The organism is Cyanobium sp. T1G-Tous (assembly GCF_024345455.1).
Taxonomy (GTDB): Bacteria; Cyanobacteriota; Cyanobacteriia; order PCC-6307; family Cyanobiaceae; genus Cyanobium_A.
Genome location: NZ_JAGQBD010000019.1, coordinates 15,479 through 40,711, shown reverse-complemented (window position 1 = coordinate 40,711; position 25,233 = coordinate 15,479). Strand labels below are relative to the sequence as shown.

Below are 25,233 nucleotides of genomic sequence, written 5' to 3'. Positions count from 1 at the left end.
CGCGAATGCTAAGAGGAGGGGGGATCGGCAATGATATACCGGTCCCTACCTGTTTGTTTAGAGATAAGCAAAGCGGCATCTGCCCTTTTATAGGTGTCTGTGTAGACCTCGCCAGGGGCACGCTCTGCTACTCCGATGCTTATCGTAGCTTGCAGCATATCTTCGCCCACCCGGATACGCAGGGCGCGTGTATTGGCCAGCATGCGATCAGCAATATCGGATGCTGTCGCTAGATCAGCATTAACGAGCAGGGCGAGAAATTCTTCGCCGCCCCAGCGGCCACAAGAGTCGTATTCCCTAAGGCTATGGGTAAAGGAATTGGCAAGCTCGATTAGCACCTGATCGCCTACATCATGGCCGTAAACATCATTGAAAAGCTTAAAGCGATCCACGTCCATGGTGAGCAGGGAGTAGGTGCCTTCTTCCCTGGCTAGTCGCTCATCCTCAATTCGGCATCGCTCTGACATCAGGCGGCGATTTGGGATAGAGGTAAGTAAATCATGGGTGGAAGCTTCCCTTAGGGCCTTATTGAGGTCGTTCAGCATCGACTGGTAGCGATCTGAAATGCTGATTGCACGCTCAAGTGTGCGGATCTGACGGTCGTAGCGGCGTGAGAGGTTGCGCACCCGTTCTTGGACACCGCTTTGATAGCGATCCGAAATCTGGGTAATACGCTCTAACCTGGAAACTTGCTGCCCCATCCTCTCCATCATTTCGGCTAAAGCTTCCCGCAAGGGATGGCCCAGGTAAGCCTCGTTTGCCAATAATTCTGCTACTCGATCGTCGAGCTCATCAGAGGGTTTGGAGTCGCCAGAATAAGGAGTCATGCTAGAGGGTCCTTAGACCACAACGGCCTCAATTGAAAAATCGAAAGTATAGTCTTCTTTGAATTCCTCGCCCAGCTCTGCGGAACGGGGATTGCGACTATCGTAAAACCAGCATACTGCAATTTGCTTGCCTTGATCGGCGGCATTTTGTAGCCGATCGAATATGTCTATCATCGCCCTAATGCTACTTGTATTTAAGTAATTCAGTCTTAGCTCGATTTTTAGTGGTTGGGACCCAGAATGCAAAAAATCTTCAACCCAGCCAATAATATTGTCGAAAATTTCATAGGTGTTTTCCGGATAGGACTCGCCAGTCATCACCAGCACTCCGGTGTCCCATTCAGCCGTGACTGCAGGCGTGGACTGGGTTGGGGCCAGGCTCAGGTTTTTCTGGAATTCAGTGTTTGTCATGGCCGTTCAGATTGTTGCGCGTAGCGTGAAGAAGGCTTTGCCACCACCGAGCTCATCCAAGCTGGCCTGCAATGGCTCAGATGACTTGCGTGCAATATCAATCAGGCCGAGGCCCGCACCAGTTGCCACACCTTCTTCACGGGGCTTGCGCAGTTGCTCTTTGTAGAGCGACTTGAGCTCTACCTTATCAAGCCTCCCCAAGGCCTCGACCCGATCCAATAGATGCTGGCCATCAGCAGTATCAACCATATTTCCTGCCGAAACTACATATTTATCAACTCCAGTCTCTGCAATTACAACCGTAGCAGTGGCCTCTAGGTCACTGTAGGAGCGATTGGATGTATAGTGACGAATATTCTGGCTCATCTCGATATAAACGCTAAAAACATCCATTGCTGAAGACATGCAATCTCTTGTTGTCTCGATGTGCTCCTTCAGCGCCACACCAATTTCGCCAATCAAACTTCTTGAAGTGGGGCCGTTAAAGCAGATCAAAATACGCTCATGCGTGAAGAAATCCCTAAGAGAGGAAAGGCTCCGGCTGGTTGTAAGGGCGCTGTCCATGGGCTTAATGCTTATTGCAATGTTAACACCAGAGCCTGATCGGGCTGGAGCAGGGTCACGTTAGTTAAATCGGAAGGACAGCATGGTGATGTCATCGCGTTGGGGGTGATCCCCTTGGAATTCCTGCAATGCCCTAGTAAGAGCCTGGTGTTGGTCGTCAAGGGACTTGGTTGCATGCTCTAGCAGCCACTGGGAAAATCGATCGCTGCCCAGTCCAAATCCATACTCCCCTCCAGCCTGATCTAAATATCCATCTGTTGTGAGGTAATAGGTGAAGCCAGGAAGAAGCGGAACGTCGTGATCGTGATATGCGCCGGTGCGGCGGTCCCAGAGACTGCGATTGTCCCCTTTGACGTATTCAACTGTGTTGCCATCGCTCCAGTAAAGCCAGATCTTGGCTCCTGCAAAGCGCAGCAGTTGGGCGTGTGCATCAATCATGACTAGGCCTACATCCATTGTGGTGGCAATGGCACGAGAGACTTGGGCTTCGCTGAGAATGCTGTGCATGCCTTCATTGGTGGCTTGCAGCACCTCGGCTGGAGAGGCAATGCCATGCATCTGTATCGACCGATCGATGCCGGCTCGAGCGAGCATGGTCATCATGGCTCCGGATACTCCGTGGCCTGCGCAGTCGGCTACGCCCGCCAAGCAACGCCCACCTTCCTCGTGGAACACGTAGTAATCGCCGCCGACGGTGTCGCGGGGCTGCCACAGGATGAAGTGATCCTTGCCGAAGCGTTCTTTTAGCTGACGATTTGGCAGAATCGACTTCTGCAGCAGTGCTGCATATTGAATCGAATCATCCACCTGTTTTGTTACATCCTTAAGGCGCTGATGGGCTGAATCGACCATGTCATAGGCATGGCGCTGGCGAACTAAGACGGAGTTAAAGGCTTCCGTGAGGCGACCGATCTCGTCACTACCCCTTACGGTCAGCAGTTCGTTGGAATCCTCGGATGATATGGAATAGGCTTGACGAACCAAGCGGCGCAGGGGTTCAACTACGCGCAGCGACAATATGCGATAGGAAATTGTGACCCCTATTGCCAATAAGATTGCCAGAAAGATGGTGGTTTGTGACTGCATCTGGCTGGAGCTGGGATCGTTCAGCAGTGTCGAAGCTGAATAGATCAAATAGGTCAGCACAATGCCATTGAGAATGGCGAGGAGCAAAAATATCTGCTGAATCGACAGGACACGCTTTTTCCGCTTAGCTGCCTCTACCGTCATCCAGCCTTTTAGCACCCATTTTAAGTTTTATCTTAGTCAGGGATGGCCCGGAAAACTGCGCCCTCTCAGAAAATTCTCAGACGGCCCCCCTCGTGGGATTATGGAAGAGGTGGCGGCATTGCCGCACCAACCCTCTGGAGAGGTGGTCGAGTGGTTGATGGCTCTGGTCTTGAAAACCAGCGAAGTGAAAGCTTCCGCGGGTTCGAATCCCGCCCTCTCCGTTCCAATGACATCAGCAGAACCCAGCCCCGCAAGTGCTTGCCGGGCTGGTCTGGTTTCAGTCCTGAAGGTGGCTGAAGGGGCGCATTGCTGCGGCGGGCTCTGCGCAGGCGCGGTTGAGCTCCCTTTCGAGATTGATTATGCGCTTCTCCCTTAGGCAGTATTTGCAGCCGCCGGTGGTTTGGAGGTGCTTCTCGGGGGTGATGGAAATCTCTTTGACTGGATGGCTATTGCAGCGAATCTTGATGGGGGTCTTGTAGCTCTTGTAGAGGATGGCTGCGTAGTCGTATTGATCGCCAAAACGGGATCGGGCCCTTGCCAAAAACAGTTCACGACTGATTGGGTTGCCCATCTCCAGGCCAGGTGGGATCAGTGAAGATGCGGCATATTACGGAGGCTGCCGCCCCAGGCCAATTCGCCGGCAAAGACCGTCACGTTGCGTGATGCGGTTCAAAAGATATGGGTTTGGCCCCCTTGCTCCCATCTTTTCTAGGCTGGTCCTGAGCGCCACGAAGGGAGTGGTGATCAGGCAGGGAGCAATCCCTGCTTTTTTATGGCTTACAAATACCTGTGGTGCGAATCTGGGTGCTTCCAACCCAGCCCGGCTGTTAATGGCCCCAGAGAGTCCCCAACGTCCCCCCTGGCTGAATTGGTTGTTTCTATTGGCGTTCCTGTGGAGCTCCTACCAGCTGGCTGGCCTCTGGTTTGCGCGCCTACACGGCTAGGGGTATTGGTTGGGCACGAAGAACTGCTCATTGCGGGGCGGACGAGCCGTGCCCTTGGGTGGCTTGCGGGGCGGCAGCTTTATCGCTGGCGGTGTCATGTCTTCGTAGGGGATCTTGCTGAGCAGGTGGTGGATGCAATTGAGGCGGGCGCGGCGTTTGTCGTCTGCCTCCACGGTGAACCAGGGCGCTTCGGGGATGTTGGTGTGGGCAAACATCAGATCTTTAGCGGCTGAAAAGCTTTCCCACTTGTTGCGGGCCTCCAGATCCATCGGACTGAGCTTCCAGCGGCGGGTGGGATCGTCGATACGGGCCTGGAAACGGCTTTCCTGCTCCGCATCGCTCACTGAAAACCAGTACTTGAGTAGCACGATTCCAGAGCGCACCACCATCCGTTCAAATTCCGGGCAGCTCTGCAGAAACTCCTCCGTTTGGGCTGGAGTGCAGAAGCCCATTACCGATTCCACCCCAGCCCGGTTGTACCAGCTGCGATCAAATACGACGATCTCCCCAGCTGAAGGGAAGTGTTCGACGTAGCGCTGGAAATACCACTGGGTTTTCTGTTGATCAGAGGGGGTGCCTAAGGCCACCACCCTGCAGCCGCGGGGGTTGAGCGGTTCGGTGATTCGTTTAATCGTGCCGCCCTTACCGGCCGCATCCCTGCCCTCGAACAGCACGATCAGCCGAAAGCCAGAGGCCTTCAGCCAGTACTGCATTTTTACCAGCTCCACCTGCAGCCGGGTGAGCTCTTTCTCGTACACCTTGCGATCTAGCCGGCCCCCGTTGCTGGCCAGATCTTCCATTAACGGCGATGGGTAGTAGCGATCGCTCAGGGGCCCAAAGTGGGGTTGCTGGGGCTGGCTCGAGTTGCTGGTTTTATCCGTTTTCTTGTGTTTTCCCATCGCTGAGGGTCTCCAGAACTAGTTGCGGCGGCTGGGTTGGGGCCATAGAGCTCGCACTAGGCGGATGATCCCCGCAACCACCAATCCCAGGGCCGCAATGGCCGCCAGCACCAGCAGCACCACCGCCAGCAGTTGCACCAGTCCCCAAAGCGCCTGCTGCACCCCGCCGATCAGGTTGGCTAGAGCTGTGCTCAGCACCAAGAAGGTGTCGAAGCGTTCCGGCAACTGCAGCAAGGCCAGCATTAGCCCGGCGCCAGCAGCGCCGAGCAGCAGGGCGATACCGGCCTGACGCCAGCGGGCCGGGCGGCGGCGGCGGCGAAATACTCGTCGTGTCGACGCGCCTGTGGCGGGCAATTGCAGGGCGCGGCGACGGGGGGAGGTCATACCTCGAGGACGTAACCAGCACCGCGCATCCAGCGCTCGAATTCCATCAGCACCAACTCGTTGGGGCAGTCGATCAAGGAGAGATCTGCCACGGTGCAATCCCCCTGGCCGCCGTGATGGAGGGAGAGGCGGAAGTCGTCGCCGCTGAGCCCGCAAACCTCCGGATCACTGCGTACAACCACATCAAGGGAGGCCCCAAGCCGAGCCACCCGAATCCTCAGTTCCGACCAGGTCAGCGCCGCCATGGACCCAATTCAAACTCGATCAGCGATACCCAAGTGTGACCAGCTAGCCGGATACGTCAATAGCGGCTATTTAGGCTGGGCGGCAGCTGGACGCTGGACTGGCTCGGGCCCGGGCTTGGGTTCTGGAAGCAGCAGCCCTAGCCCAGAGGCCACGGCCACAGCTAGCAGCCCTGCCAGCGGCCCCGCAAGGCGCTGGGTAAGGGGGCGGCGCTCCAGCAGCTCGCGTGCCTTTAGGGGCATGGGCTCAGGCAGCTCCAATGGCAACTGCAGGCGCGAATCGAGGCGCAATTGATCCAGCACCCGCACTAGATCGGCCAGCTCGGCATCGTCGAGATTGAGCTGTAATGGGGGCGTATCCGGCTGGCTACTGCGCAGCAGCAGGCCATGGCCGCCCTCGGGCCCCGGACCTATCTCCACTGGCTCGGGCTCGGCGCCAAAGCGACGCGGCACACCACTGATCAGGTAGCGGGCGTAGGGCAGGACCACCTGCATCAGGGCTAGCAGGTGCTCCTTGCGGCCCTCAAGCTCGGGGCGACCGGCCCAGGCCAAACTCCAGCCCGTGATGATGCCGAGGTTCTGGCCGCTCTGGCCGACCGACACATCCGGCAGACCCTCCACCTTGAGGCGGCAGCTGAGTTGGTCGAACTGAAGTACTTGCTTCATTGCAGGCTCAGGAGCTGGATCATGGCTGGGCATCCAGCAGGCTGGCGCGCAGCCGCTCAAAACCGCCCACCCCGGCACCCAGGGCCAGGGCCTGGATCAGCAGCCGCGACTGGCGGGCACCTGACTCGGGATCGAGCAAAAGTTGCACGCCACCACGGCGGAGGTTCATGCGCTGGCGCACTAGATCGGCCAGGCGGCTGCGGAATAGGTTCCAACGCTCGCTGAGCACTTCCGGCGGCTCGGCGCTGGAGAGGAGGCCGCGCACCAGGGGATAGAGGCGATCTGCCAAGGCGCAAAGTATGCGGATTAGGGCGTCGGTTTCAGCTGGCTCCAGACCCTCGCGGCGAGTGGTGCGGCGCAGGGGGTTGGTGCAGCGGCGTTTCCACAGTTCCACCCGGTTGGGGAAGAGAGTGGTGAAGCCCATCTGCTCGCTCATCCACACCATTGCCTCACCGCCGTTGAGGTCGAGGGCCTCGGCGCTGAGCAACAGCAGGTCGAGGCGTTCAAGGCCGCGGCGGGGAAGCCGGGCGGCCGATTCAGGAGCGAATGAATCAAGGGGCATGGCTGCGATGATGCCAGCAAGTGCACCCAACCGTCACGTTCATGGCCCCAGACCTGCGGGAATTCGTGCGCGATGTGCCTGATTTTCCCAAGCCCGGCATCCTGTTTCGCGACCTCACGCCGCTGATGCGTGACCCGGATGGCTGGCAGGAAGTGATCCGTCAGCTGAGCGCAGTTTGCGAGCGGCTGCAGCCCGACCTGATCGTGGGCATTGAGTCGCGGGGCTTCATCGTGGGCACCGCCCTTGCCACCGCCGTGCGATTGGGTTTTGTGCCAGTGCGCAAGCCCGGCAAGCTGCCTGGGGAAGTTACGGGCGTGGACTACGCCCTCGAATACGGCAGCGACCGGCTGGAAATCCATAGCGATGCCCTGGCCGATGGTTCAAAAGTGCTGATCATTGATGATCTGCTGGCCACCGGCGGCACCGCCGCGGCCTGCGCCGAGCTGGTTGCTGCAGCTGGTGGTGAACTGTGCGGCTTCGGCTTCGTGGCCGAACTGGCGGCTCTTGAAGGGCGCCGCAAGCTGCCCGATGATCAGCCCGTGGAGTCGCTAATCATCTATTCCTGAGCCTGCCAGCTGAGCAGGGCATCGAACTGCTCCAGGCTGATCAGCCCGAAGCGCCACAGCACCACCGGCAGGGGGGCCTGCTCCTGCTGCGCCTGGCGCAATCCCAGGGCTAGGGCGCTCTCACTTAGGCCAAATTGATGGCGCAGCAGACGCAGCAGCGCCGCTGAAGGTGGCGGCTGGGAACTTGTGCTGATCACCATGGTGGCGGTCCCGGATAGCCCATGCTGATCAGCGCCTAAGCAGCTGGCAAGGGCCATCGGTCATGGCCGACAGGCTGAGTTTGCGCAGGGGAGCAAGCTTCATCAGTAGCAGCAGGGTCAGGTGGCGCAGGGGCAGCAGCAGGGGCGAGCGATTCGAGAAAAACCGCACCAGCAGATCGGTGGCCAGCAGGGTGAGCAGCAAATCCGGCCAACGTCGCCTTGCATAGGCCGCCGGTAAGCGGTGCACGGCCAGCCGCCCGGTCGCCGCCCGCCGGGCCAGGCGATGCAGGGTGGCCACATCGCGCCAGCAGAGGTTTAGCCCCTGGCCGCCCACTGGATGGCAGCGGTGACCGCTCTCCCCCACCAGCACCGTTTGGCCGCGGTGCAGGCGCCGGGCCAGCAGCAGGGCCACCGGGAAGGCGCGCGGATCGTCGAGCAGGGCATCAGGCTGCAGCTGATCTGGCAGGGCACCGGCCAGGGCATCAAGGAAGGCTGAATCGCCGAGGCTTTCAAGCTGGCGGCAGCGCTGGGCTGGGGCACTCCAAACCAGCTGGAAGACGCCATCACCCAGGGGCAACACCGCAAAGGGCCCCTCGGGCCGCAGCAGCTCCCAGGCCTGGTCGTCGGCACTGCCGCGGAGTCGCACCAGGGCGGTGAGGCAGTTTTGTCGGTACGCAAACTGGAAAACGCCCATGCCGAGGGCCTCGCGGCTGGGGGAGTGGGGCCCGTCGGCCGCCACGATCAGGTCGTGCGGCGGCCGATCACCTGCAGTTAGCGGCGGCGGCGTGCCCAACTCCAAAGTGATGGCGGGATGGGCGCTTAGGCGCTCCAGCAGCAGGGTCATCAGCGGCCGGTGCTGTCCCACCCAGCCCACGGCCGCCGCCGGGGCCGCCGCCCGCTGCGAGCCCAGGTCCGCCAAGCAGAAAGGCACCTGGCGCTGGGTGGCCAGATCAAGTAGCTGCAGGGAGCGGAAGGGCACCAACACCGCCCGCACAGCTGGCCACAGCCCCAGCTGCTCCAGCAGGCGCTGGCTGGAATGGGTGAAGGCGTAGGCGCGGCTGCGCTCGAGCAGCACGGCTGCGGGCAGGGGATCGCTGATCTGCACCTGCCAGCCAGCGTCCGCCAGGGCAAGGGCCGTTAGGGCACCGGTGGGGCCCGCCCCATTCACCAGGGCCCTCAGAACCGGTTTGGACTCGACCATGGCGATGGCGGATCAGCCCGGGGATCGGGCACAAAAAAGCCGCAGCTGTAAAGCTGCGGCAATTGGTGTAGCAAAGCTCAGGCCTGGGCGAGAGCAGGCAGATCAGCCGATGCCGAGCAGGCCGCGGGTGAAGGACTCACCACCCAGGGCGAATTCAGTGGCAAGCAGGGCGATGAAGCCGAGCATGGCCATACGGCCATTAAGCTTCTCGGCGCGCTCGTGGAAGCCCCAGCCGCTTTCGGTTGACACAACTTCCATCCGGGGCTCGGTGGCGAATGCATTGAGGCGGCCGCCGTCTTCAGTGGTAACGGTGGCGCCGCGGATGGTGGCGGCTTCGATCGAAGGGGTGGTCTGAGTCATGGATGCCTGACGTGTGCTTGCAAGAAGTGTAACGCAATATTGCAGCTTGTAACTGCGGCCCCGGGGAAATGCTGCGCCTGGATCAGCGGAACCGCTTCAGGCAGAGCTCCTCAAAGGCCGGTCGCAGCAAGAAGGGGTATTCACCTACCCAAAGCTTGAGCTGGGGCAGCCAGGCGTCGCTGATCGCTCCAATCTGAGAAAAGTCCTTGCGCTCGCTCAGCACCAAAACCCGCACAACCATGCCGGCACGAATCTGCTGGTGCTTTTTTTCAAAGGGGAAGCGCACCTTGCCGAGGTAGCCCTCTTCGTCTTCGAGCTCGAGGGTGAGCCAGGTGCGGCGGTTTTCCACCAGCTCCAGGCGGCCGTCGTTGTTGGCCTGTTCGCGGCGCTCCTCCACGATTTCGCGGGTGTAGAGATCGGCGATCTGGCCTTCAAACAGGGCTGCAGCCGGATAGCGGCGCAGGGTGGAATTTTTCTGGCCCGCCTCGAGGATCGGTCCCCAGAGCAGGTAAAGGGCAAACACAAAGCCCACCACCAGGAAAACCGGGCCGAACTGGCTGGAGAACAGCAGGGTTTGGCTGATTAATAGAGCAATCACTGCGCCGATCACCGAGATCAGCACCCGTTGCAGCACCTTGCGGGGATTGCCGGTGCAGGCGTTGAACTGGGGGCCGGTGGCCACCGCTGGGATCAGGCGCAGCAGCTCGCCGGGACGCAGGGGAAGCAGCATCAGATCAGCCGCTCCAGGCCATACACAAGGCCAGCCAGCTGGCGCACCTTGCGCACGGTGAGCAGCACGCCGGGCATGTAGGCGGAGCGCTCGATCGTGTCGTGGCGCAGGGTGTAGGTCTCGCCGGGAGCACCAAACATCACCTCTTGGTGGGCCACCAGCCCTGGCAAGCGAATCGAGTGCAGGCGCAGGCCGCTGTCGCGCTGGCCGCCGCGGCAGCCCGCCAGGGTTTCGTGCTCCTCCACCTGCTGGGGGTTGAAGGATTTACCGAGCTCCTCGATCAGCTCGGCGGTTTTGATGCAGGTGCCGCTGGGGGCATCGGCCTTGCGGTTGTGGTGCAATTCGGTGAGCTCAGCGAAGTCGTAGAAGCGGGCGGCGGCGGCGGCGGCCTGCTGCAGCAGCACCATGCCAACTGAAAAATTGGGGATCACGGCACCGCCCACACCCGCCTTCTCGGCAAAGGCGGCCAGATCAGCCAGCTGCCTGGGTGAGAGGCCCGTGGTACCGATCACTGGGTGCACGCCGTAGGCGATCGCGGCGCGGGTGTGCTCGTAGACAACCGAGGGGTGGGTGAAATCCACCAGCACCGCAGCCCCACCCTGCCGTGCCGCCTGGCTGGCTTGGCATAGGGCCCCTTCGAAGTCGCTGGTGATCGCCAGCTCCAATTCGCCTAGGCCGAGCTCCAAGCCCAGATCAGCCCCCTCTTTATCAGGGGTGGTGTCGATGGCGGCCACCAGGGTGCAATCGGGGGCCGCAAGCACGGCCCGCACCACCTCGGCGCCCATGCGGCCCAGGGCACCGGCCACCACCACGGGGATGGGTGCCCCAGAGGCCGGATCGGGTGCAGGAGCCATGGTGTTCTTAAAGCGCTGGCAGCGAGCCTATGCGGCGCGCGCAGGGGCGCGCAGCCGAGCGAGCAGGGCTTCGAGATCCACCGCATCACACTGCTCGGCTGCCAGGAAGCGCTCTGCATAGCTGCGCCAAACGCCAGCTTCAAGAAACAGCTCCAGCAGCTACCTATCGAGGTCGCGCTCGCCGGCCATGGTAACCAGGATCTCCAGGGCCACAGACAAGGGTTTGCCGCTCTTGTAGGGCCGGTCGGCTGCGGTGAGGGCTTCAAACACATCGGCGATCGCCATCATCCGGGCCAGGGGACTCATCTGATCAGAGGTGAGTCCGCGGGGGTAGCCCCGGCCGTCGGTGGTTTCGTGGTGGCCGCCAGCGATCTCTGGCACCGCCGCCAGGTGGGCGGGAAAGGGCAGGGAGGCCAGCATCCGAATCGTCTGGATGATGTGCTCGTTGATCTTGTAGCGCTCCTCGCCACTGAGGGTGCCGCGACTGATCTCCAGGTTGTGCAGCTCGCCGCGGTTCTAGAGCAACTCGGGCTCGGCCATGGTGATGCCCCAGGGGTTATCCGCCGGCAGCTGCTGCTGGGGCAGGCGCTCGATGCGGTGGTGGAGCCGGTCAGCCAGCAGGGGCTCGCCCACCGGCAGGGGCTGCTGGGACTCCCGCTGGCGGCGGCGCAACTCCTCCGCGCTAACGCCAGCGCGGTCGTCGAGGGTGCGGCGCCACTGGCGGCGGGCGATGGCTTGGAGACGGTCGATCCGCTCTTGAGCCATGAATTCGCCGCCCAGGTTGCACTCAGCCACAAAGGCAAATTCGGCATCGAGCTCGGCCCAGATGCGCTCCAGCTCGGCCTGAAGGGCCTGCCGATCACCACCAGCAGCGATGGCTCGCCAGGCGTCGGTTTCAGCGGCGCTTTTAAGCAGCTCAAAGCGCATCCGCACCTCGTGGATGCGGTCGTAGATGGTTTCCAGCTTGGTGGCCTTATCGACCACGTATTCGGGAGTGGTTACCTTGCCGCAGTCGTGCAGCCAGGAGGCCAGGTGCAGGGCCTCCCAGTCGGCCTCCGAGAGCTGAAAGCTGGCGTAGGGGCCGCTGCGGGCTTCACAAGCAGCGGCGGCCAGCAGCTGGGCCAGCTCAGGCACCCGGGCGCAGTGGCCGCCGGTGTAAGGGCTTTTGGCGTCAATCGCATCAGCGAGCAGCTGAATAAAAGCCTCAAACAGGGCCTTCTGGGCGGCGATCAGGCCGCGGGTCTCCAGGGCAACCGCTGCATTGCCAGAGAGGGCCTGGCAGAAGGCCACCCGGGCTGGTTCTGGGGGGTCTCAAAGTGCAGCACCAGCTCGCCCAAGGGCTCGCCGCGCCTGCTGAGCAGGGGCAGGCACAACCGCTCCCCAGCTCCCGCCGCCGTGGCGCCAACCAGCTCGCCGCGCTCAAGGCGCCGATCAGGAGGCATCACCAAGCTGGCGCCGCGGGCATCGCTGGCCTGCAGCGATTCCTCTAGAAGCCTTTCCAGCAGCCGATCTACGTCATCTTCTGCCGCCAACAGGGCGGAAATATCAAGGAAGCGCCGGATCGTGCCACGCATGGCATCGAAGGTGAGGGCCAGCTCATCCACCTCGACGATGCGGGAGCTGCCAGCCGGCTCGCCTTCGAGCTGGAAGGCTCGGATCGCCTGGGCCTGGCGAGCCAGGCGCCGCAGGCTGGTCGATAGGCGGCGCGCCAGCAGCACCACCACCGGCACGCTGAGCAGCAGCACCAGCAGGGTCGCCACCCCTCCCTCCTTAGCCAAGCGCCGCGCATCGGCAAGCAGCTCCCTTTCGGGCATAGCCATCAATAAAAATGTGTTGCCGCCCTTGAGTGGCGAGGGCAGGGCAACCACCGCACCACGCCAGCCCTGTCCAGCGGCATCGAAGTGGCTGAATCCGGGGGGACGGTCCATGGGCGTTGGTTTGAGCAGCTCCTGCTGCAGCTGGGGAGCTAGGGCAGCCAGGGCCGGCATGCCCAGCTGGGCCAGGGTTGGTATATCCGCAGTCCCCCCCGCGGCTTCTTGGTGGAAATTGCCCATGCCCTCCATGGCTGGGGTGGCCACCACCAAGCCCTGAGGGGTAACGATCGCCAGCTGGGTGCCAGGAGTGATGCGGTATGTGCTCAACAACTCGCCCAGGTTGCTAAGCGGTAAGGCAGTCCCTACGGCGCCACCGTCAGCCGTTGCCAGGGACAAGGTGACACCGACCTGCCCCCCGAAGACAAAGCGGTGCAGCGGGGCCAGTACGGGTCCCTTGTCGGCCAGGGCAAGACGCACCCAGGGGCGTTCCTTGAGGTCGAAGCCCGGTGGCGGGGAGAAGGGCTCGGAGCTCAGCTGCCGCAGAGTTGCGTCAAACACGATCCGGCGCCCCATTCGCTGGCCCGGATCGATGCCCTGCACCACCAGCCCCCCTTTGGGCTCCTTAGCGCGAGCCACCAGAATTAGACGCCCACCCCTGTCAGCCACCATGTAGGCGGCATAGGCGGGGGTATTGGCTAGGGCCTCGGCAAAGCTGGGCAGCAGGTCCAGCCGTTGCTCGAAGTTGAGGTCGTCGGCTAGATCTTCGATTCGCTCTAGTTCGAGCACGGCCTTAGACGGGTCGATAGCCCGTCTGATCTCGGCTCGAAGCTCCCCCACCATTGCCTGGAGCGTCTGTTCGCTGGCGCTGGAGAGCACCTCCTCCGTGCGGCGCACCCCCAGGGCACTCACTAGCAAGCCTGTAGCGCAAACCAAGGGCAGAAAAAGGGCCACCAGCGTGGTGGTGAGGCTCAGCCGAGGTAGGAGCTTTGGCATGGACCGTTCGTAGCAGGTCACCAGGACCTCGCATCAAGGCGGATACATCCGTAGATTCCCCAACAACCCCTTATTCGCGCTGATGTTCACGCAGGTTCGCTCCACCAACCGCCGCGTTACGCCCGGCGACGTGAACGGCCGTGCCGTGATGAAGGCCGTTTATGTGGTGCTCGAACCCCAGTACCAAAACGCCCTAACCCAGGCCGCCAACTCGCTCAATGCCCAGAACGGCCCCCTGGCGATCGAACTGAGCGGCTACCTGATCGAGGAATTGCGCGATCCCCAGAACTACGCCGATTTCCAGGCCGATGTGGCCGCGGCGGATGTGTTTATCGCTTCGCTGATCTTCATTGAAGATCTGGCACAGAAGGTGGTGGAAGCTGTGGCGCCTCACCGCGACCGGCTCAAGGCAGCAGTGGTGTTTCCCTCCATGCCGGAGGTGATGCGGCTAAATAAGCTCGGCACCTTCTCGATGGCCCAGCTGGGCCAGAGCAAGAGCGCCATTGCCAGCTTCATGAAAAAGCGCAAGGAGGCGGGCGGCGCAGGCTTCCAAGACGCGATGTTGAAGCTGCTCAATACCTTGCCTACAGTTCTTAAATACCTGCCGGTGGAGAAGGCGCAAGATGCGCGTTCTTTCATGCTGAGCTTCCAGTATTGGCTGGGCGGCACTCCAGACAATCTCAGGAATTTTCTGTTGATGCTGGCCGACAAGTACGTCTTCCCCCGGGGCGGCTCGGGAGACCGCGCCGACCGTCCCGAGGTGGTTGTGGCCGAGCCCGAGGTATTCCTCGACCTGGGCATTTGGCACCCACTAGCTCCGGGGATGTTTGAAGATCTCAAGGAATATTTGAATTGGAATTCAAGCCGCGGCGATCTCAGCGAGCAGGCCCGTAATGGTCCGGTGATCGGTCTAGTGCTGCAGCGCAGCCACATAGTTACCGGCGATGAAGCTCACTACGTGGCGATCATTCAGGAGCTGGAATATCGCGGCGCCACCGTAATTCCGGTCTTCTGCGGCGGGCTCGACTTCACCAAGCCGGTGAATGCTTTCTTCTACGACCCGCTCAACCCCGACATGCCGTTGGTGGATGGGGTGGTATCACTGACGGGTTTTGCCCTAGTGGGTGGTCCAGCCCGGCAGGACCACCCCAAGGCGATTGAGGTGCTTAAAAAGCTGAATCGCCCCTACATGGTGGCGTTGCCATTGGTGTTTCAAACCACCCAGGAGTGGGAGGAGAGCGATCTAGGTCTGCACCCTGTCCAGGTAGCACTGCAGATCGCCATCCCTGAACTCGATGGCGCCATTGAGCCAATAGTGCTCAGCGGCCGCGACGACGCCACCGGTAAAGCTCACACCCTGCAAGACCGGGTTGAGGCGATCGCCGAGCGCGCAATCCGCTGGGCCTCCTTGCGGATCAAGCCCCGGGCTGAAAAGAAGCTGGCGATCACCGTGTTCAGCTTCCCCCCTGATAAGGGCAACGTCGGCACGGCGGCGTATCTAGATGTATTTGGTTCGATCTTCCGGGTGCTGGAGGAGATGAAAGCCAAGGGCTACGACGTGCAGAACATGCCGCGGGATTCCAAGGCGCTGATGGAAGCCGTGATCAATGATCCAGAAGCCCTCCAGGGTGCACCGGAGCTCTCGATCGCCCACCGCATGAGCGTGGAGGAATACGAGCGCCTCACCCCCTATTCCGAGCGGCTTGAAGAAAACTGGGGCAAGCCCCCCGGCAACCTGAACAGCGACGGCACCAACCTGCTGATTTACGGCCGCCACTTCGGCAATGTGTTCGTGGGTGTCCAGCCCACCTTTGGCTACGAGGGTGACCCGATGCGGCTGCTCTATTCACGCAGCGCCAGCCCCCACCACGGCTTTGCCGCCTATTACACCTATTTAGAGAAGGTGTGGCAGGCCGATGCGGTACTGCACTTCGGCACCCACGGTTCGCTGGAGTTCATGCCCGGCAAGCAGATGGGCATGAGCGAAACCTGCTACCCCGATTCCCTGATCGGCGCCCTACCAAATCTTTATTACTACGCCGCCAACAACCCTTCAGAAGCCACCATCGCCAAGCGGCGAGGCTATGCCTCCACGATCAGCTACCTCACCCCACCGGCTGAAAATGCCGGCCTGTATCGGGGCCTCAAGGAGCTGGGCGAGCTGGTGGGCAGCTACCAGCAACTGAGAGAGGGCAGCCGGGGCGTGCAGATCGTCAACGCGATCGTGGAAACGGCGCGCCAGTGCAACCTCGACAAAGATGTGGTGTTGCCTGATGCCGATGCCTCGGAGATCGGCCTCTACGGCCGCGATGGCGTGGTGGGGGCGGTGTACCGCCAGCTGATGGAGATCGAAAGCCGGCTGCTGCCCTGCGGCCTGCACACGATCGGCAAGCCACCTACTGCCGAGGAGGCAATCGCCACCCTGGTGAATATTGCCGCGCTCGAGCGCGAGGAAGATGGCCTGCGCTCCCTGCCGGCCCTGCTGGCCGAGAGCCGGGGCCGCACGATTGCCGACATCTACAAAGGCAACGACGACGGTGTGCTCGTCGATGTGGAGCTCAACCGCACGATCACTGAAGTGTGTCGCGCGGCGGTGGGCGCCATGGTCAAGGCCGTAACCGGAGCCGATGGCCGGGTAACCCTGCGCCAGAACTTCGCTTGGTTGTTTGCCCTGCTGGAGAAATTCGGCTTCCAACTGCCCAGCCCCTGGCTGAGTGCCTGCCGCGCGGCTGGCTTCCCAGGGGTGGATCAAGCCGAGCTCGACAAGTTGTTTGGCTACCTGCGCTTCTGCCTTGAGCAGATCTGCGCGGATATGGAAATGCAGAGCCTGCTCAAGGCCCTCGATGGCGAATACGTGCTGCCCGGCCCCGGCGGCGACCCGATCCGCAACCCGGGCGTGCTGCCCAGCGGCAAGAACATCCACGCTCTTGACCCTCAGTCGATCCCTACCCGCGCCGCAATTGCTGCAGCCAAGGTGGTGGTAGATCGGCTAATCGAGCGCCAGAAGGCCGAGCAGGGCGCCTGGCCCGAAACGATCGCCTGCGTGCTCTGGGGCACTGACAACATCAAGACCTACGGCGAATCGCTGGCTCAAATCCTCTGGTTTATCGGCGTGCGGCCGGTGGCTGATTCCCTGGGCCGGGTCAACAAGCTGGAGCTGATTTCCCTTGAGGAGCTCGGCCGGCCCCGCATCGACGTCGTGGTGAATTGCAGCGGCGTATTTCGCGACCTATTTATCAACCAGATGGGTTTGATTGATCAAGGCGTCAAGATGGCAGCTGAGGCCGATGAGCCCCTGGATATGAACTTCGTGCGCCGCCACGCCCAGGAGCAGGCGGCGGCCCAGGGCGTGTCCCTGCGGGATGCGGCGACACGTGTGTTTTCCAATGCCAGCGGCAGCTACAGCTCAAACGTAAACCTGGCGGTGGAGAACAGCACCTGGGAGGAGGAGAACGAACTGCAGGAGATGTATCTGTCCCGCAAGACATTTGCTTTCAACGCCGATAATCCAGGTGAGATGAACCAGAACCGCGAAGTATTCGAATCAGCTATGAAAACCGCTGATGTAACCTTCCAGAATCTGGATTCGGCTGAGATCTCCCTCACCGATGTGAGCCACTACTTCGATTCCGACCCCACCAAGCTGATCGCTGGCCTGCGCGACGATGGCAAGGCACCGGCAAGTTATATCGCTGATACCACCACGGCTAACGCCCAGGTGCGATCCTTGAGCGAAACCATTCGCCTCGATTCGCGCACCAAGCTGCTCAATCCCAAGTGGTATGAGGGCATGCTGAATAGCGGCTACGAGGGCGTACGCGAAGTGGCCAAACGGCTCAACTTCACCCTGGGCTGGAGCGCCACCAGCGGCTCGGTAGACAACTTCGTGTACGAGGAGGCAAACGACACCTTCATCAATGATCCGGAGATGCGCAAGCGTCTGATGGAGCTCAATCCCCACAGCTTCCGCCGCATCGTGGGCACCCTGCTCGAAGTAAATGGCCGCGGCTACTGGGAAACCAGCGATGAAAACATCGCCCAGTTGCAGGAAATCTATCAGGAGATCGAAGACCGGATTGAGGGGGTTACGGAGGGGTGAGAATTTCTTGCTTGCTCCACCGGCTCGACTCAGTTAGTGCGAAGCAAGTGCTTGGCCTTTTTGAGTAGGTAATGGATCTTCGACTCTGACCTGGGCCAGCAACGGCTCAGCCTGAAACCTTGCCTGCGAACTCCATCCAGGAAGCCTGCTTGCAGTTCGAAGCCACCTCCAGCGCAATCATGGAAGCAGCTGCTTATGTTTGATTCCGCTGACAGCTGGCTCCATTGCTTTGCAGCTGCGCCAGCTTTGTAACGCAGCGTTCTGCAGCAACCCCGAGCGCTGCACCCAGCACTTCCATGACAACCGAAAAAATTGGTCTCAGGCCCATCGAGCTCGAGGTTCTTAACGAGGCAGAGCCCCTTTCGGTTCTGTATGGCCAAACAGCTGGCGCTATGCAGCAAGACCAGGACTACCGGCTCTTGGAGCATTCCTATCGCAATTCACCTGAATACGCCGCGATGGTGGAGCGCTACCCCCTGCTGCGCAGCTTGATATCCGCAAGCGCTTCATCTGAACTTATTGGCCATCCGGCGGGGTCTTAGTTACGGTGAATAATGATTTGGGAATGCTGGGCATGGGCTATGATCAATTATTCACTTAATACGTAAGAGAATGTCTGAGATCGAGGAAATTAATAAGCTTGTCACGTTTGGACTGGTTGACGGCAAGCTGCGGATTCTTCAGGTTAATGCACATGTGTGGGGTGATGTTACTGGGAATATTCAGGGCAGTGTCCGCGGAGATATTTATGGAGACGTTGAGGGAAGCGTAGAAGGATATGTTGGCCGCGATGTCGGCGCAAATGTTGGGCGCCATGTCCTAGGTAATGTAAATGGCAATGTAGAGGGAAGCGTTTGGGGGGATGTTAAGGGCGATGTATGGGGTAACGTTTTTGGAAAAGTTGAGGGGAATGCTGAGGAGTAGTTCTGACAAAATTCTTGTAGTTTATTGTTTCTAGAAACTTATTTGAATTCCGTTAATTATAAAGCTTTGCGCCTTTACTCCTTTGGGTTGACTTTCTAGAGATTTTGAGCTGCTGAAGACTTCGCTCGACAGGTGTTCATAAAGCTAGGTTTATCCTTGGCTTAGTAAATTAACTTGTCCGATTAACTTTATTTAATAGCCTGGCCAATTTATTCGGAAAATGATAGAAGCAAGCCTCCACCGGCGACGAGTAATAGTCCTGCCCAGCCAGTTGCTGAGGGGCGTTCGCCAAGAAAAGCAAAGCCTATGAGGGCTACCAGTAACAGGCTTAGACGATCAACAGGCACCACCAATGACGCATCACCTTGTTTCAAGGCCCTAAAAAAGCAGAATGATGATAAGCCGCTAGCTATGCCAGAAAGGGTTATGAATGTCCATGTTTGTTGAGATAGTTCAAATGGATTACTCCATTTGCCAGAAGCAATTATGAGTAACGGCAGGAATATCGATACGACAACTGTGCGAATAAGGGTGGCTAAGTCTGCTTCTACATTCTCAAGTCCAATCTTTCCAAGTACGGCAGAGGCGCTGGCGAAAATTGCTGACATTAAGGCCCATGTGAACCAAAGTGGTAATACCGGAATTGGGCTCATTTAAATCTGGTATCCGTAAGTGCTGGGTTAAGTCTAAATTTCACATGAATGGCCAAAAAGAATTATGGTGCAGCCTTTTTTTTATTCTAGCCGAGCACCTCCACTGAATTGTGAGCATTCAGATCTTGCTGGTCTCGCAAGGTGCCCCCTCTGCCCGGAAAGATGACGCTTCTCCAGCCAGACCACTTCATTCACTGGGGGGCTTGATGGAACCGATCGACGCGTCGTTACAGCTAGGCCTCCTTTGGCTCTTGTTTTTATGCGGCTCCTTTCGATCTATTAACTTTGTATAGATCGTCAATAAAACTCCTTCCAGGGATAAGCCCCTTCAGCGAAGGTCCAAGCGATCGATCCATATGGAGCAGTTGCAGAAATTGGAGTTCTTCAACGTTCGTATAGCAATGCTTGGGATTATTAATCGCATGCCTCAGCCACTAATTTTTCGATCTAGCCATTGGGTCAACACATAGACTCCGATAAACATTGGTAGATATGCTATCCACATGTTTGGTAGGTTCAGCTCTGAGTTGTTGATTAGAACTAGTCCTCCGTAGCTGACTGCGCCATATATCATTGCCCTGCGCAGTGGTCCGGTGATCTTTTTCAAGCGAATTCGAAAGGCGAGTCAGGTCCAGGCTATGTGCTGCAGCAGTATTTGCACATTTATTGCTGCTCCCCCAGGCCACGCTTGGATCAGCGCTGCAGCGGGATGTAACAGAATCGTTACCAGGCACCCGTGACTCCGGATGAAGTGTTTTTGGGATTCAATGACAAGCTGGGTCACTACCGAACTGGAGATAGCCTGTATCTCTTCTCATTAAGCCATCTTTGGCCGCCACATAGTGGGTCCGAAGCTTTTGCATGTGTGGTTTCCGATTGGTTCAGCGTATTTCTCTGCGGTCTGTCCATCTTGCTATGAACAAGTAGTCACTTTTGCTGAATTGTTGGTTTCTGATTAGTTTTTGATCATAGGTGACCGGCTGTTCCTGCTATTCGCTTTTCTTGTAATTTGTTTGTTGTTGGATTTTGTTTATAAAACTCTGGTTCCTCTGTCTGATGATATTGTGACTGGTTGCTGCTGCCCGCAAATGGGGCGCAAAAAATCCATGCTTCCATCCTTTCGCAGATATTTACTCGGATGTGCTGCTTTGGTATCGGTCCTGGCGCCGAGCTTTGCTAGCTCTGTTCAGGCCGCTGAATGGTATTTCTATGTTAAAAATGATAGCAACTCAGCTATTACCCGTTTAGAGGCTAAGGAAAAAGGTGGTAGCTGGCTCAAGTTTGATTTAAATGGCGGAATTAGAGCAGGTAAGAAAGTTCGGATCGATTGGGCTGCTTCTACAAATTACGACGATTGTAAGCAATTTATCCGTGCTACTTTCGCCGATGGAAGCGTTACGAGTCCAACTTTGTTCGACTTCTGCAATGATCTAGATGCGCCCATCGTGTTCGACTAGTGAGCTTTGTTTTTTAGGATTTAACGCTGGTTGCCTAAATTGCATGAGCTAATTTTATTGTCATGGCGTACATAGGTAGCTTCTTCCAGTCTGGATGGGCAAAAGCTATGGCATTATGGATTTGGCCCGAATCTAAGTCGACCCTCCACTTCATCTTCTGTTCATTCATTTTGATTCCGTGTAATAAAATAGTGAGATCATGATGTTAAGTACTTCCTCCCGTCTAGAGCAGCTAGGCCGTTTTCTGCTGCGGGGCCTACGTATCGGCGCAAGCACGGTGTCGATTATCGAGCTGCTTCGTAATGATTGGACCGGTGGTATCACTGCTGGGGTCGCTTGGTTTGTTTTTTTACAGGTGGAGCGACGATTGCCGCCTAGCTCTGCGGAGCCATCGTCTCCGGCAGATGGCCGGTCTTAACCCAGATCGTGCAACCAGCTTCGCTCCACGGCCTGTGCACGCTTCCGGGCGGATTGCGCAGCCAGCTACCAGCTTGATAGGTGCCGTGTTCGTCTTGGAATACGCCAGCGAGCACCAGAATCTCCTCCCCACCTGGATGGCTATGGGGTTGGAACACCGTGCCCGGTGCCCATCGCACTAGGGCTAGATGTTCAGAACCAAAGGCGTGTAGCGGCAGCACTTCTAATCCCTTGACTAGACCTGGAAGCCAGGCTTTTTTGTTGGTGTCTATCACCAGCTGAAGCTGATCTGCCGGGTGCATCTGGTGCAGTTTCACCAAGATGGTGCAGCCCGCCACGCTGAATGGAGCATGGCTGGAGCCAGCGGGGTTGCGCAGGTAGGTGCCAGCTGGGTAGTCGCCTTGCTCATCTGAGAAGGTGCCCTCCAGCACCAGGATCTCCTCGCCGCCGCCATGAAGATGGCGCTCGAAATGGCTGCCTGGGGCATAGCGCACTATCGAGGTTGCCCGGGCTACCTCGCCGCCATTGCGATCAAGCAGGCGCCGCTCCACCCCAGCCATTGGGGAGTGGTTCCAATCGAGAGCATTGGTGTCCAGCATCGCCCGCTGACTGAGGTCTGCATGGAGCTCCATAAGGTGGATTCTGGCTCCTAATGGTCGAGAGTAGTAGCTAATGGTGCGGTCTTCTGGTCTAGTCGCGCTGCTGGAGACGTGACCCCCTGCCCGCTGTCGTGAGCCAGCATCCCAAGGGATAGTTGAAGAGAGTTCTCCTGCCTGCCAATACTCACCTGTGTCCTGGAGCGGGTGGCATCGGGAGCCCCGTCTGGATACCTCCTTGACTGAAATACAACGGTTGTTGAGGCTGGCTGTGCTGACAAGCAGCGGCTTATTTAACTCAAAAGTGCAGCACTCGAATCCTGACCATTGCTAGTGGCCAGATTAAAAGGGGAGGCAAGGTTTTGTGCTCCCTAGCTCCTTTGTCAAGATAGCCATGAAAAACCTACTGTTCCCGATGCTGGGCCTGCTCATGCTGGCTGCAACTGGCATGCCAGCCATGGCAGAGCAGCGTGGAGGGCCTAACTCAGGTGGAGATCGTCCTCAAACACCCGCAGAGTTAGGCAACAGCGACAATCCCTGCGGTGCCCAGCAACGACCATGCGCTTGGTAAGGACTGCACTGTTCACCTATCCCAGTTAGGGTTTCTGTGCTCCCTTGATATTCTTGTCAAGGGCTTCAATTTAGTTTCCTTACGGATTAAGTTGCGAAGGGATCTCCACATGGGGATCCAATTTCTACTCATCAAGGGCCAGCTTTCATAGGTCCTAAGGTTTGCGTCTGAGTTTTAGCGGATTGATCCTGAAGCTGCCCAATTAGCTCAAAACTGATTCATCACTATCGGTCCGATTACGTTAGTGCTGGTCACTGGCTTGATTTTCGCTAAGCATCGATTCAGAACCCTATTGAAAACAATATGATGTGATACTTCAGGCATAAAGGGGCTTGGCACTAATGACCGCAGTCCTTCGTCGAGAGAGGCAGACCAATGTCAGGCGCTCCAGGCCTGCTTCTGATGACAATGCGCCCATTAACTGCCAAAGTGAATCGTGCCTGCCTGTCACAACAGAAAGGAAATTGCTCAGAGAGCTGGTTGCCATCGCCTTGAGCCTGTTGATGCTGCTTACGGCACCAAGCGCTCACGCCAGTACCACCACCGCGCAACATTTCCTCTGTGAGGGCGACTCGCTGGAAGCAATCGCCTTCAACGGGGCTGTGGATGCTGTAGGGATCCCCAATAGCAACGCCGATACAGTGCCCGGAGCCTTCATGGTGCTGCGCTGGCGCGAACTTAGTCTGCAATTACCACGCACCAACAACGCTGGGATTCCCAGTTACTCCGATGGGCGCTGGTGGTGGCAGGCACTTGATCCAGATCACCCGCAATTCGCTCAATTGCGCGGAAATGCTGAGCACTACAGCTGTGAACGCGAGCAATGAGAACAGCCTTCAGCTCACGAGCTGCGCCAGCCCAGCCCAGCAAGCTCCGGAGGCAGCTGCGGCACCGATGACCTGCAAAACGCTCCAGCGCCACTTGAGTTGGGCCAGCAGCCCCAGTGCCACCACCAGCGCTGCTGTCGGACTGAATGCTCCCAGTGGCCAGAGAACCGGACCCGAGAAGAACGCCGCCAAACTTCCTATTACCCCGACAACGGCTGCGGTGATCGCCGTGAGCGGCGCGCCAAAACGCAGGTCACCGCGGCTGGCCTCTACTAGAGGTGCGCCAGTGAGTATGAACCCGAAGGACGGCAAAAACGTGAACCACACGGTGACCAGGGTGGCGGATATGGCCAGCGACAAACTGCCACCCGCATCGCCAATGCCATCAGCGAGCCCGTTACCGAGGCCACGGTTCCAGCCGCCCATGAAGCCCACGAAGGCCACCACCATGATCAAGGGTCCAGGCGTGGTTTCCCCTAGGGCCAGACCATCAAGCATCTGGCTGGCGTTCAGCCAGCCGAACTGCTCCACGGCACCTTGGGCTACGTAGGGCAGAACGGCGTAGGCCCCACCAAAGCTGAGCAGGGCGACGCGCGTGAAGAAGCGAGCCATCACTGCCAGGGTGCCGCTCCAGCCGCCAACGGCAGCAAGCAATGCCAAGGGAATCAATATGGCCAGCCCCCAGACCAGCAAAATGAGCGCCAAATGGCGGCGCGAGAAGCAGCAATGCTCGGGTGTGGACGTTTGGTCGCCATGAACTGGCTCTTGTTGCGGCAGGGCAGTGGTTTCCGTTGTCGATGCGCTCAGCAGGGTGGCTGGGCTGGGGGGAGTTGGGGCAAATAACAATCCAGGTCGCCAGCGGCCCGCCACTAAGCCGCTGAGAGCTGCCCCAACTACCACCAGCGGATAGGGCAGGCGCAGCACCGCCAGGCTCAGAAACGCCGCGGTAGCAATGCCGATCAGCAGGGGTGTGCGTAGGGCCCGCTGGCCGAGCCGCCAGGCAGCCACCAGCACAATTGCCAGCACGGCTGGCTTGAGCACGACGAACACACTCGCCAGCAGCGGCAGCTGGCCCCAGAGCGCATAGGCAGTGGCCAAGGTGGTGAGCAGCAGCACCGATGGGGCCAGGAAAAGTCCGCCAGCGATCAAGCCGCCCGGCACCCCGTGCATCAGCCATCCCAAATAGGTAGCCAGCTGGGTGGCCTCCGGACCCGGCAGCAGCATGCAGTAGTTGAGAGCGTGCAGAAAGCGCCGCTCTGAAAGCCAGCGTCGGCGATCGACGAGCTCCCGGTGCAGGAGGGCAATTTGACCCGCCGGCCCACCAAAGCTCACCAGTCCCAGCTGCAGCCAGAAGCGAGAGGCCTCTTTCAGGCTCACGGCTTGCTTCGGTGTGACGAGATTCATCCTGATCACTAGACCAGGTTGCCATTGTCGACAAACACCCAGCTCTGCCCTGCCAGCCGCGGGAGAAGGTATGGCATTACTTCAGTGCCACCACATCCCAGGTGGCCTTGAGAATGTGGGCCAAGGTGCAGCAGAGTGAGTCTATGGCCCCCGGGCGCTCAGACAGCACAAAGTGATCCCTGAGATCCCCGGTTTTGGTAACAAGAATCGCCTTGCTTTCAAAGTTGAGCAGCGCTTCCCCTTTGGTTTCGCTGGTGGAATACCTCGGATGCTTCCGGTGCATCTTTGGGCTGCTCTTTCTTTGGCCCTTCATGGGCGGACTTAAAGCAACCACCCCGCTGCGCTAATCGGTGTGGATCTAACCACCACAAAGGGGGGCTGGCGGTCATGCAGGCACCTAATTCACAGGTGCCTGCTTTCACTGGGCAAGAGAGCACGGCTAGTGGCTGCTCACTCCTCTTCTGTGCTGCCCAGGGGAATCAGCTTGATCTGCTTACGGCCCAGCTTGATTTCGAACTCATCGCCGGGTAGTAGGTCGAGCACGGCGGTGTAGGCCTTGCCCACCAGCAGATTGCCGTTGCCCTGAACAGTTGCGACATAGCTAAGGCTGCGCCCACCCTTGCCCCGTCCGGTGGTATCGCTGCCGAGGCTTACACCCTTAGCACCCAGCAGGGCCTCATAGAAAGCGGTGAAGTTGAGGCGCTCACTGCCATCTTTTTTAGCGCTCACATAGCCGCACTCACGCACGAGCTCTGACTTGGACACATCGCCCATTTCCTTGACTTTAGCAAGCAGTTCGGGACCGGTAAGCATGGGAAATCAAGTCGAATGCGTTCTG

The 25,233-nt window shown here is 59.0% G+C and carries 29 protein-coding genes and 1 tRNA gene; 7 read left to right on the top strand and 23 right to left on the bottom strand.

Going from position 1 to position 25,233, the window contains the following annotated elements:
- Positions 1–8: 8 nt before the first annotated feature.
- Genes siaD through KBY75_RS11220 form a run of 4 tightly spaced genes read right to left on the bottom strand, consistent with a single transcriptional unit; the run spans position 9 to position 3,032 of the window.
- Positions 9–827: a biofilm regulation diguanylate cyclase SiaD gene (gene siaD, locus KBY75_RS11235; RefSeq protein WP_254936151.1), complete on the bottom strand. Its 819-nt coding sequence runs from the start codon at positions 825–827 to the stop codon at positions 9–11.
- Between the two features lie 12 nt (positions 828–839).
- Entirely contained in the window at positions 840–1,238 is a 399-nt protein-coding gene (gene siaC / locus KBY75_RS11230; protein WP_254936152.1) for a biofilm regulation phosphoprotein SiaC, read from the bottom strand.
- Positions 1,239–1,244: 6 nt separating this feature from the next.
- Positions 1,245–1,802 (bottom strand): biofilm regulation protein kinase SiaB, encoded by a 558-nt coding sequence (gene siaB, locus KBY75_RS11225; RefSeq protein WP_255023957.1) that lies wholly within the window; start codon positions 1,800–1,802, stop codon positions 1,245–1,247.
- Between the two features lie 60 nt (positions 1,803–1,862).
- A complete protein-coding gene (locus KBY75_RS11220) occupies positions 1,863–3,032 on the bottom strand; it encodes a SpoIIE family protein phosphatase (protein WP_255023956.1) in 1,170 nt (389 codons plus the stop codon).
- A gap of 136 nt (positions 3,033–3,168) precedes the next feature.
- On the opposite strand from KBY75_RS11220, the gene KBY75_RS11215 reads away from it, so the two are divergent.
- A tRNA-Ser gene (locus KBY75_RS11215) sits at positions 3,169–3,253 on the top strand.
- Positions 3,254–3,309: 56 nt separating this feature from the next.
- Here the strand turns inward: KBY75_RS11215 and KBY75_RS11210 are convergent.
- From KBY75_RS11210 to KBY75_RS11185, 6 genes are all read right to left on the bottom strand, one after another.
- Positions 3,310–3,603: a hypothetical protein gene (locus KBY75_RS11210; protein WP_254936155.1), complete on the bottom strand. Its 294-nt coding sequence runs from the start codon at positions 3,601–3,603 to the stop codon at positions 3,310–3,312.
- Positions 3,604–3,972: 369 nt separating this feature from the next.
- Complete coding sequence (gene ppk2, locus KBY75_RS11205; protein ID WP_396096703.1) at positions 3,973–4,776, bottom strand: polyphosphate kinase 2; 804 nt, start codon at positions 4,774–4,776, stop codon at positions 3,973–3,975.
- Between the two features lie 117 nt (positions 4,777–4,893).
- Positions 4,894–5,259 (bottom strand): hypothetical protein, encoded by a 366-nt coding sequence (locus KBY75_RS11200; RefSeq protein ID WP_254936157.1) that lies wholly within the window; start codon positions 5,257–5,259, stop codon positions 4,894–4,896.
- Entirely contained in the window at positions 5,256–5,504 is a 249-nt protein-coding gene (locus KBY75_RS11195; RefSeq protein WP_254936158.1) for a hypothetical protein, read from the bottom strand. The genes KBY75_RS11200 and KBY75_RS11195 overlap by 4 nt, the downstream gene beginning before the upstream one ends.
- A 66-nt stretch (positions 5,505–5,570) precedes the next feature.
- Positions 5,571–6,167: a DUF4335 domain-containing protein gene (locus tag KBY75_RS11190; protein WP_255023955.1), complete on the bottom strand. Its 597-nt coding sequence runs from the start codon at positions 6,165–6,167 to the stop codon at positions 5,571–5,573.
- A gap of 19 nt (positions 6,168–6,186) precedes the next feature.
- Complete coding sequence (locus KBY75_RS11185) at positions 6,187–6,729, bottom strand: DUF3038 domain-containing protein (protein ID WP_254936160.1); 543 nt, start codon at positions 6,727–6,729, stop codon at positions 6,187–6,189.
- Positions 6,730–6,770: 41 nt separating this feature from the next.
- Between KBY75_RS11185 and KBY75_RS11180 the strand changes: the two genes are divergently transcribed.
- Positions 6,771–7,295 (top strand): adenine phosphoribosyltransferase, encoded by a 525-nt coding sequence (locus tag KBY75_RS11180; RefSeq protein ID WP_254936161.1) that lies wholly within the window; start codon positions 6,771–6,773, stop codon positions 7,293–7,295.
- On the opposite strand, the gene KBY75_RS11175 is transcribed toward KBY75_RS11180, so the two are convergent.
- The 8 genes from KBY75_RS11175 to KBY75_RS11140 all read right to left on the bottom strand — a co-directional run bounded on the left by KBY75_RS11175 (position 7,286) and on the right by KBY75_RS11140 (position 13,447).
- Positions 7,286–7,495, bottom strand: a complete 210-nt coding sequence (locus tag KBY75_RS11175; protein ID WP_254936162.1) for a DUF2949 domain-containing protein — start codon at positions 7,493–7,495, stop codon at positions 7,286–7,288. The genes KBY75_RS11180 and KBY75_RS11175 overlap by 10 nt on opposite strands.
- Positions 7,496–7,523: 28 nt before the next feature.
- Positions 7,524–8,696 (bottom strand): FAD-dependent monooxygenase, encoded by a 1,173-nt coding sequence (locus KBY75_RS11170; RefSeq protein WP_255023954.1) that lies wholly within the window; start codon positions 8,694–8,696, stop codon positions 7,524–7,526.
- 102 nt (positions 8,697–8,798) lie between these two features.
- On the bottom strand, positions 8,799–9,056 hold the full coding sequence (locus KBY75_RS11165) for a high light inducible protein (RefSeq protein ID WP_094559328.1): 258 nt from the start codon (positions 9,054–9,056) through the stop codon (positions 8,799–8,801).
- An 82-nt stretch (positions 9,057–9,138) separates the two neighbouring features.
- Positions 9,139–9,786: a hypothetical protein gene (locus tag KBY75_RS11160; protein ID WP_254932310.1), complete on the bottom strand. Its 648-nt coding sequence runs from the start codon at positions 9,784–9,786 to the stop codon at positions 9,139–9,141.
- Entirely contained in the window at positions 9,786–10,640 is an 855-nt protein-coding gene (gene dapB / locus KBY75_RS11155; protein ID WP_255023953.1) for a 4-hydroxy-tetrahydrodipicolinate reductase, read from the bottom strand. Before dapB ends, KBY75_RS11160 begins: the two co-directional genes overlap by 1 nt.
- A gap of 159 nt (positions 10,641–10,799) precedes the next feature.
- A complete protein-coding gene (locus KBY75_RS11150) occupies positions 10,800–11,135 on the bottom strand; it encodes an HD-GYP domain-containing protein (RefSeq protein WP_396098252.1) in 336 nt (111 codons plus the stop codon).
- A gap of 21 nt (positions 11,136–11,156) precedes the next feature.
- Entirely contained in the window at positions 11,157–11,930 is a 774-nt protein-coding gene (locus KBY75_RS11145) for a hypothetical protein (RefSeq protein ID WP_255023952.1), read from the bottom strand.
- A complete protein-coding gene (locus tag KBY75_RS11140; RefSeq protein ID WP_255023951.1) occupies positions 11,870–13,447 on the bottom strand; it encodes a cache and HAMP domain-containing protein in 1,578 nt (525 codons plus the stop codon). The genes KBY75_RS11145 and KBY75_RS11140 overlap by 61 nt, the downstream gene beginning before the upstream one ends.
- Positions 13,448–13,529: 82 nt before the next feature.
- Between KBY75_RS11140 and KBY75_RS11135 the strand changes: the two genes are divergently transcribed.
- The 3 genes from KBY75_RS11135 (at position 13,530) to KBY75_RS11125 (ending at position 18,470) form a co-directional block, all read left to right on the top strand.
- On the top strand, positions 13,530–17,546 hold the full coding sequence (locus KBY75_RS11135; RefSeq protein ID WP_255023950.1) for a magnesium chelatase subunit H: 4,017 nt from the start codon (positions 13,530–13,532) through the stop codon (positions 17,544–17,546).
- 296 nt (positions 17,547–17,842) lie between these two features.
- Positions 17,843–18,088 (top strand): hypothetical protein, encoded by a 246-nt coding sequence (locus KBY75_RS11130; protein ID WP_254936167.1) that lies wholly within the window; start codon positions 17,843–17,845, stop codon positions 18,086–18,088.
- 70 nt (positions 18,089–18,158) lie between these two features.
- Positions 18,159–18,470 (top strand): hypothetical protein, encoded by a 312-nt coding sequence (locus tag KBY75_RS11125; protein ID WP_254936168.1) that lies wholly within the window; start codon positions 18,159–18,161, stop codon positions 18,468–18,470.
- 209 nt (positions 18,471–18,679) lie between these two features.
- On the opposite strand, the gene KBY75_RS11120 is transcribed toward KBY75_RS11125, so the two are convergent.
- Complete coding sequence (locus KBY75_RS11120; RefSeq protein ID WP_254936169.1) at positions 18,680–19,123, bottom strand: EamA family transporter; 444 nt, start codon at positions 19,121–19,123, stop codon at positions 18,680–18,682.
- 962 nt (positions 19,124–20,085) lie between these two features.
- Between KBY75_RS11120 and KBY75_RS11115 the strand changes: the two genes are divergently transcribed.
- The gene (locus KBY75_RS11115) at positions 20,086–20,580 is read left to right on the top strand and encodes a hypothetical protein (protein ID WP_255023949.1); all 495 of its coding nucleotides are present in this window, start codon (positions 20,086–20,088) and stop codon (positions 20,578–20,580) included.
- A 374-nt stretch (positions 20,581–20,954) separates the two neighbouring features.
- Here the strand turns inward: KBY75_RS11115 and KBY75_RS11105 are convergent, their stop codons facing one another.
- Positions 20,955–21,629: a cupin domain-containing protein gene (locus KBY75_RS11105; protein WP_255023947.1), complete on the bottom strand. Its 675-nt coding sequence runs from the start codon at positions 21,627–21,629 to the stop codon at positions 20,955–20,957.
- Between the two features lie 876 nt (positions 21,630–22,505).
- On the opposite strand from KBY75_RS11105, the gene KBY75_RS11100 reads away from it, so the two are divergent.
- Positions 22,506–22,991 (top strand): hypothetical protein, encoded by a 486-nt coding sequence (locus KBY75_RS11100; RefSeq protein ID WP_255023946.1) that lies wholly within the window; start codon positions 22,506–22,508, stop codon positions 22,989–22,991.
- Between the two features lie 9 nt (positions 22,992–23,000).
- Here KBY75_RS11100 and chrA read toward each other — a convergent pair whose 3' ends face one another.
- From chrA to KBY75_RS11085, 3 genes are all read right to left on the bottom strand, one after another.
- Positions 23,001–24,395, bottom strand: a complete 1,395-nt coding sequence (chrA, locus tag KBY75_RS11095; RefSeq protein ID WP_261347647.1) for a chromate efflux transporter — start codon at positions 24,393–24,395, stop codon at positions 23,001–23,003.
- 76 nt (positions 24,396–24,471) lie between these two features.
- On the bottom strand, positions 24,472–24,678 hold the full coding sequence (locus KBY75_RS11090) for a hypothetical protein (protein ID WP_255023944.1): 207 nt from the start codon (positions 24,676–24,678) through the stop codon (positions 24,472–24,474).
- A 167-nt stretch (positions 24,679–24,845) separates the two neighbouring features.
- Entirely contained in the window at positions 24,846–25,208 is a 363-nt protein-coding gene (locus tag KBY75_RS11085; protein ID WP_254936174.1) for an AbrB family transcriptional regulator, read from the bottom strand.
- Between the last annotated feature and the right edge of the window lie 25 nt (positions 25,209–25,233).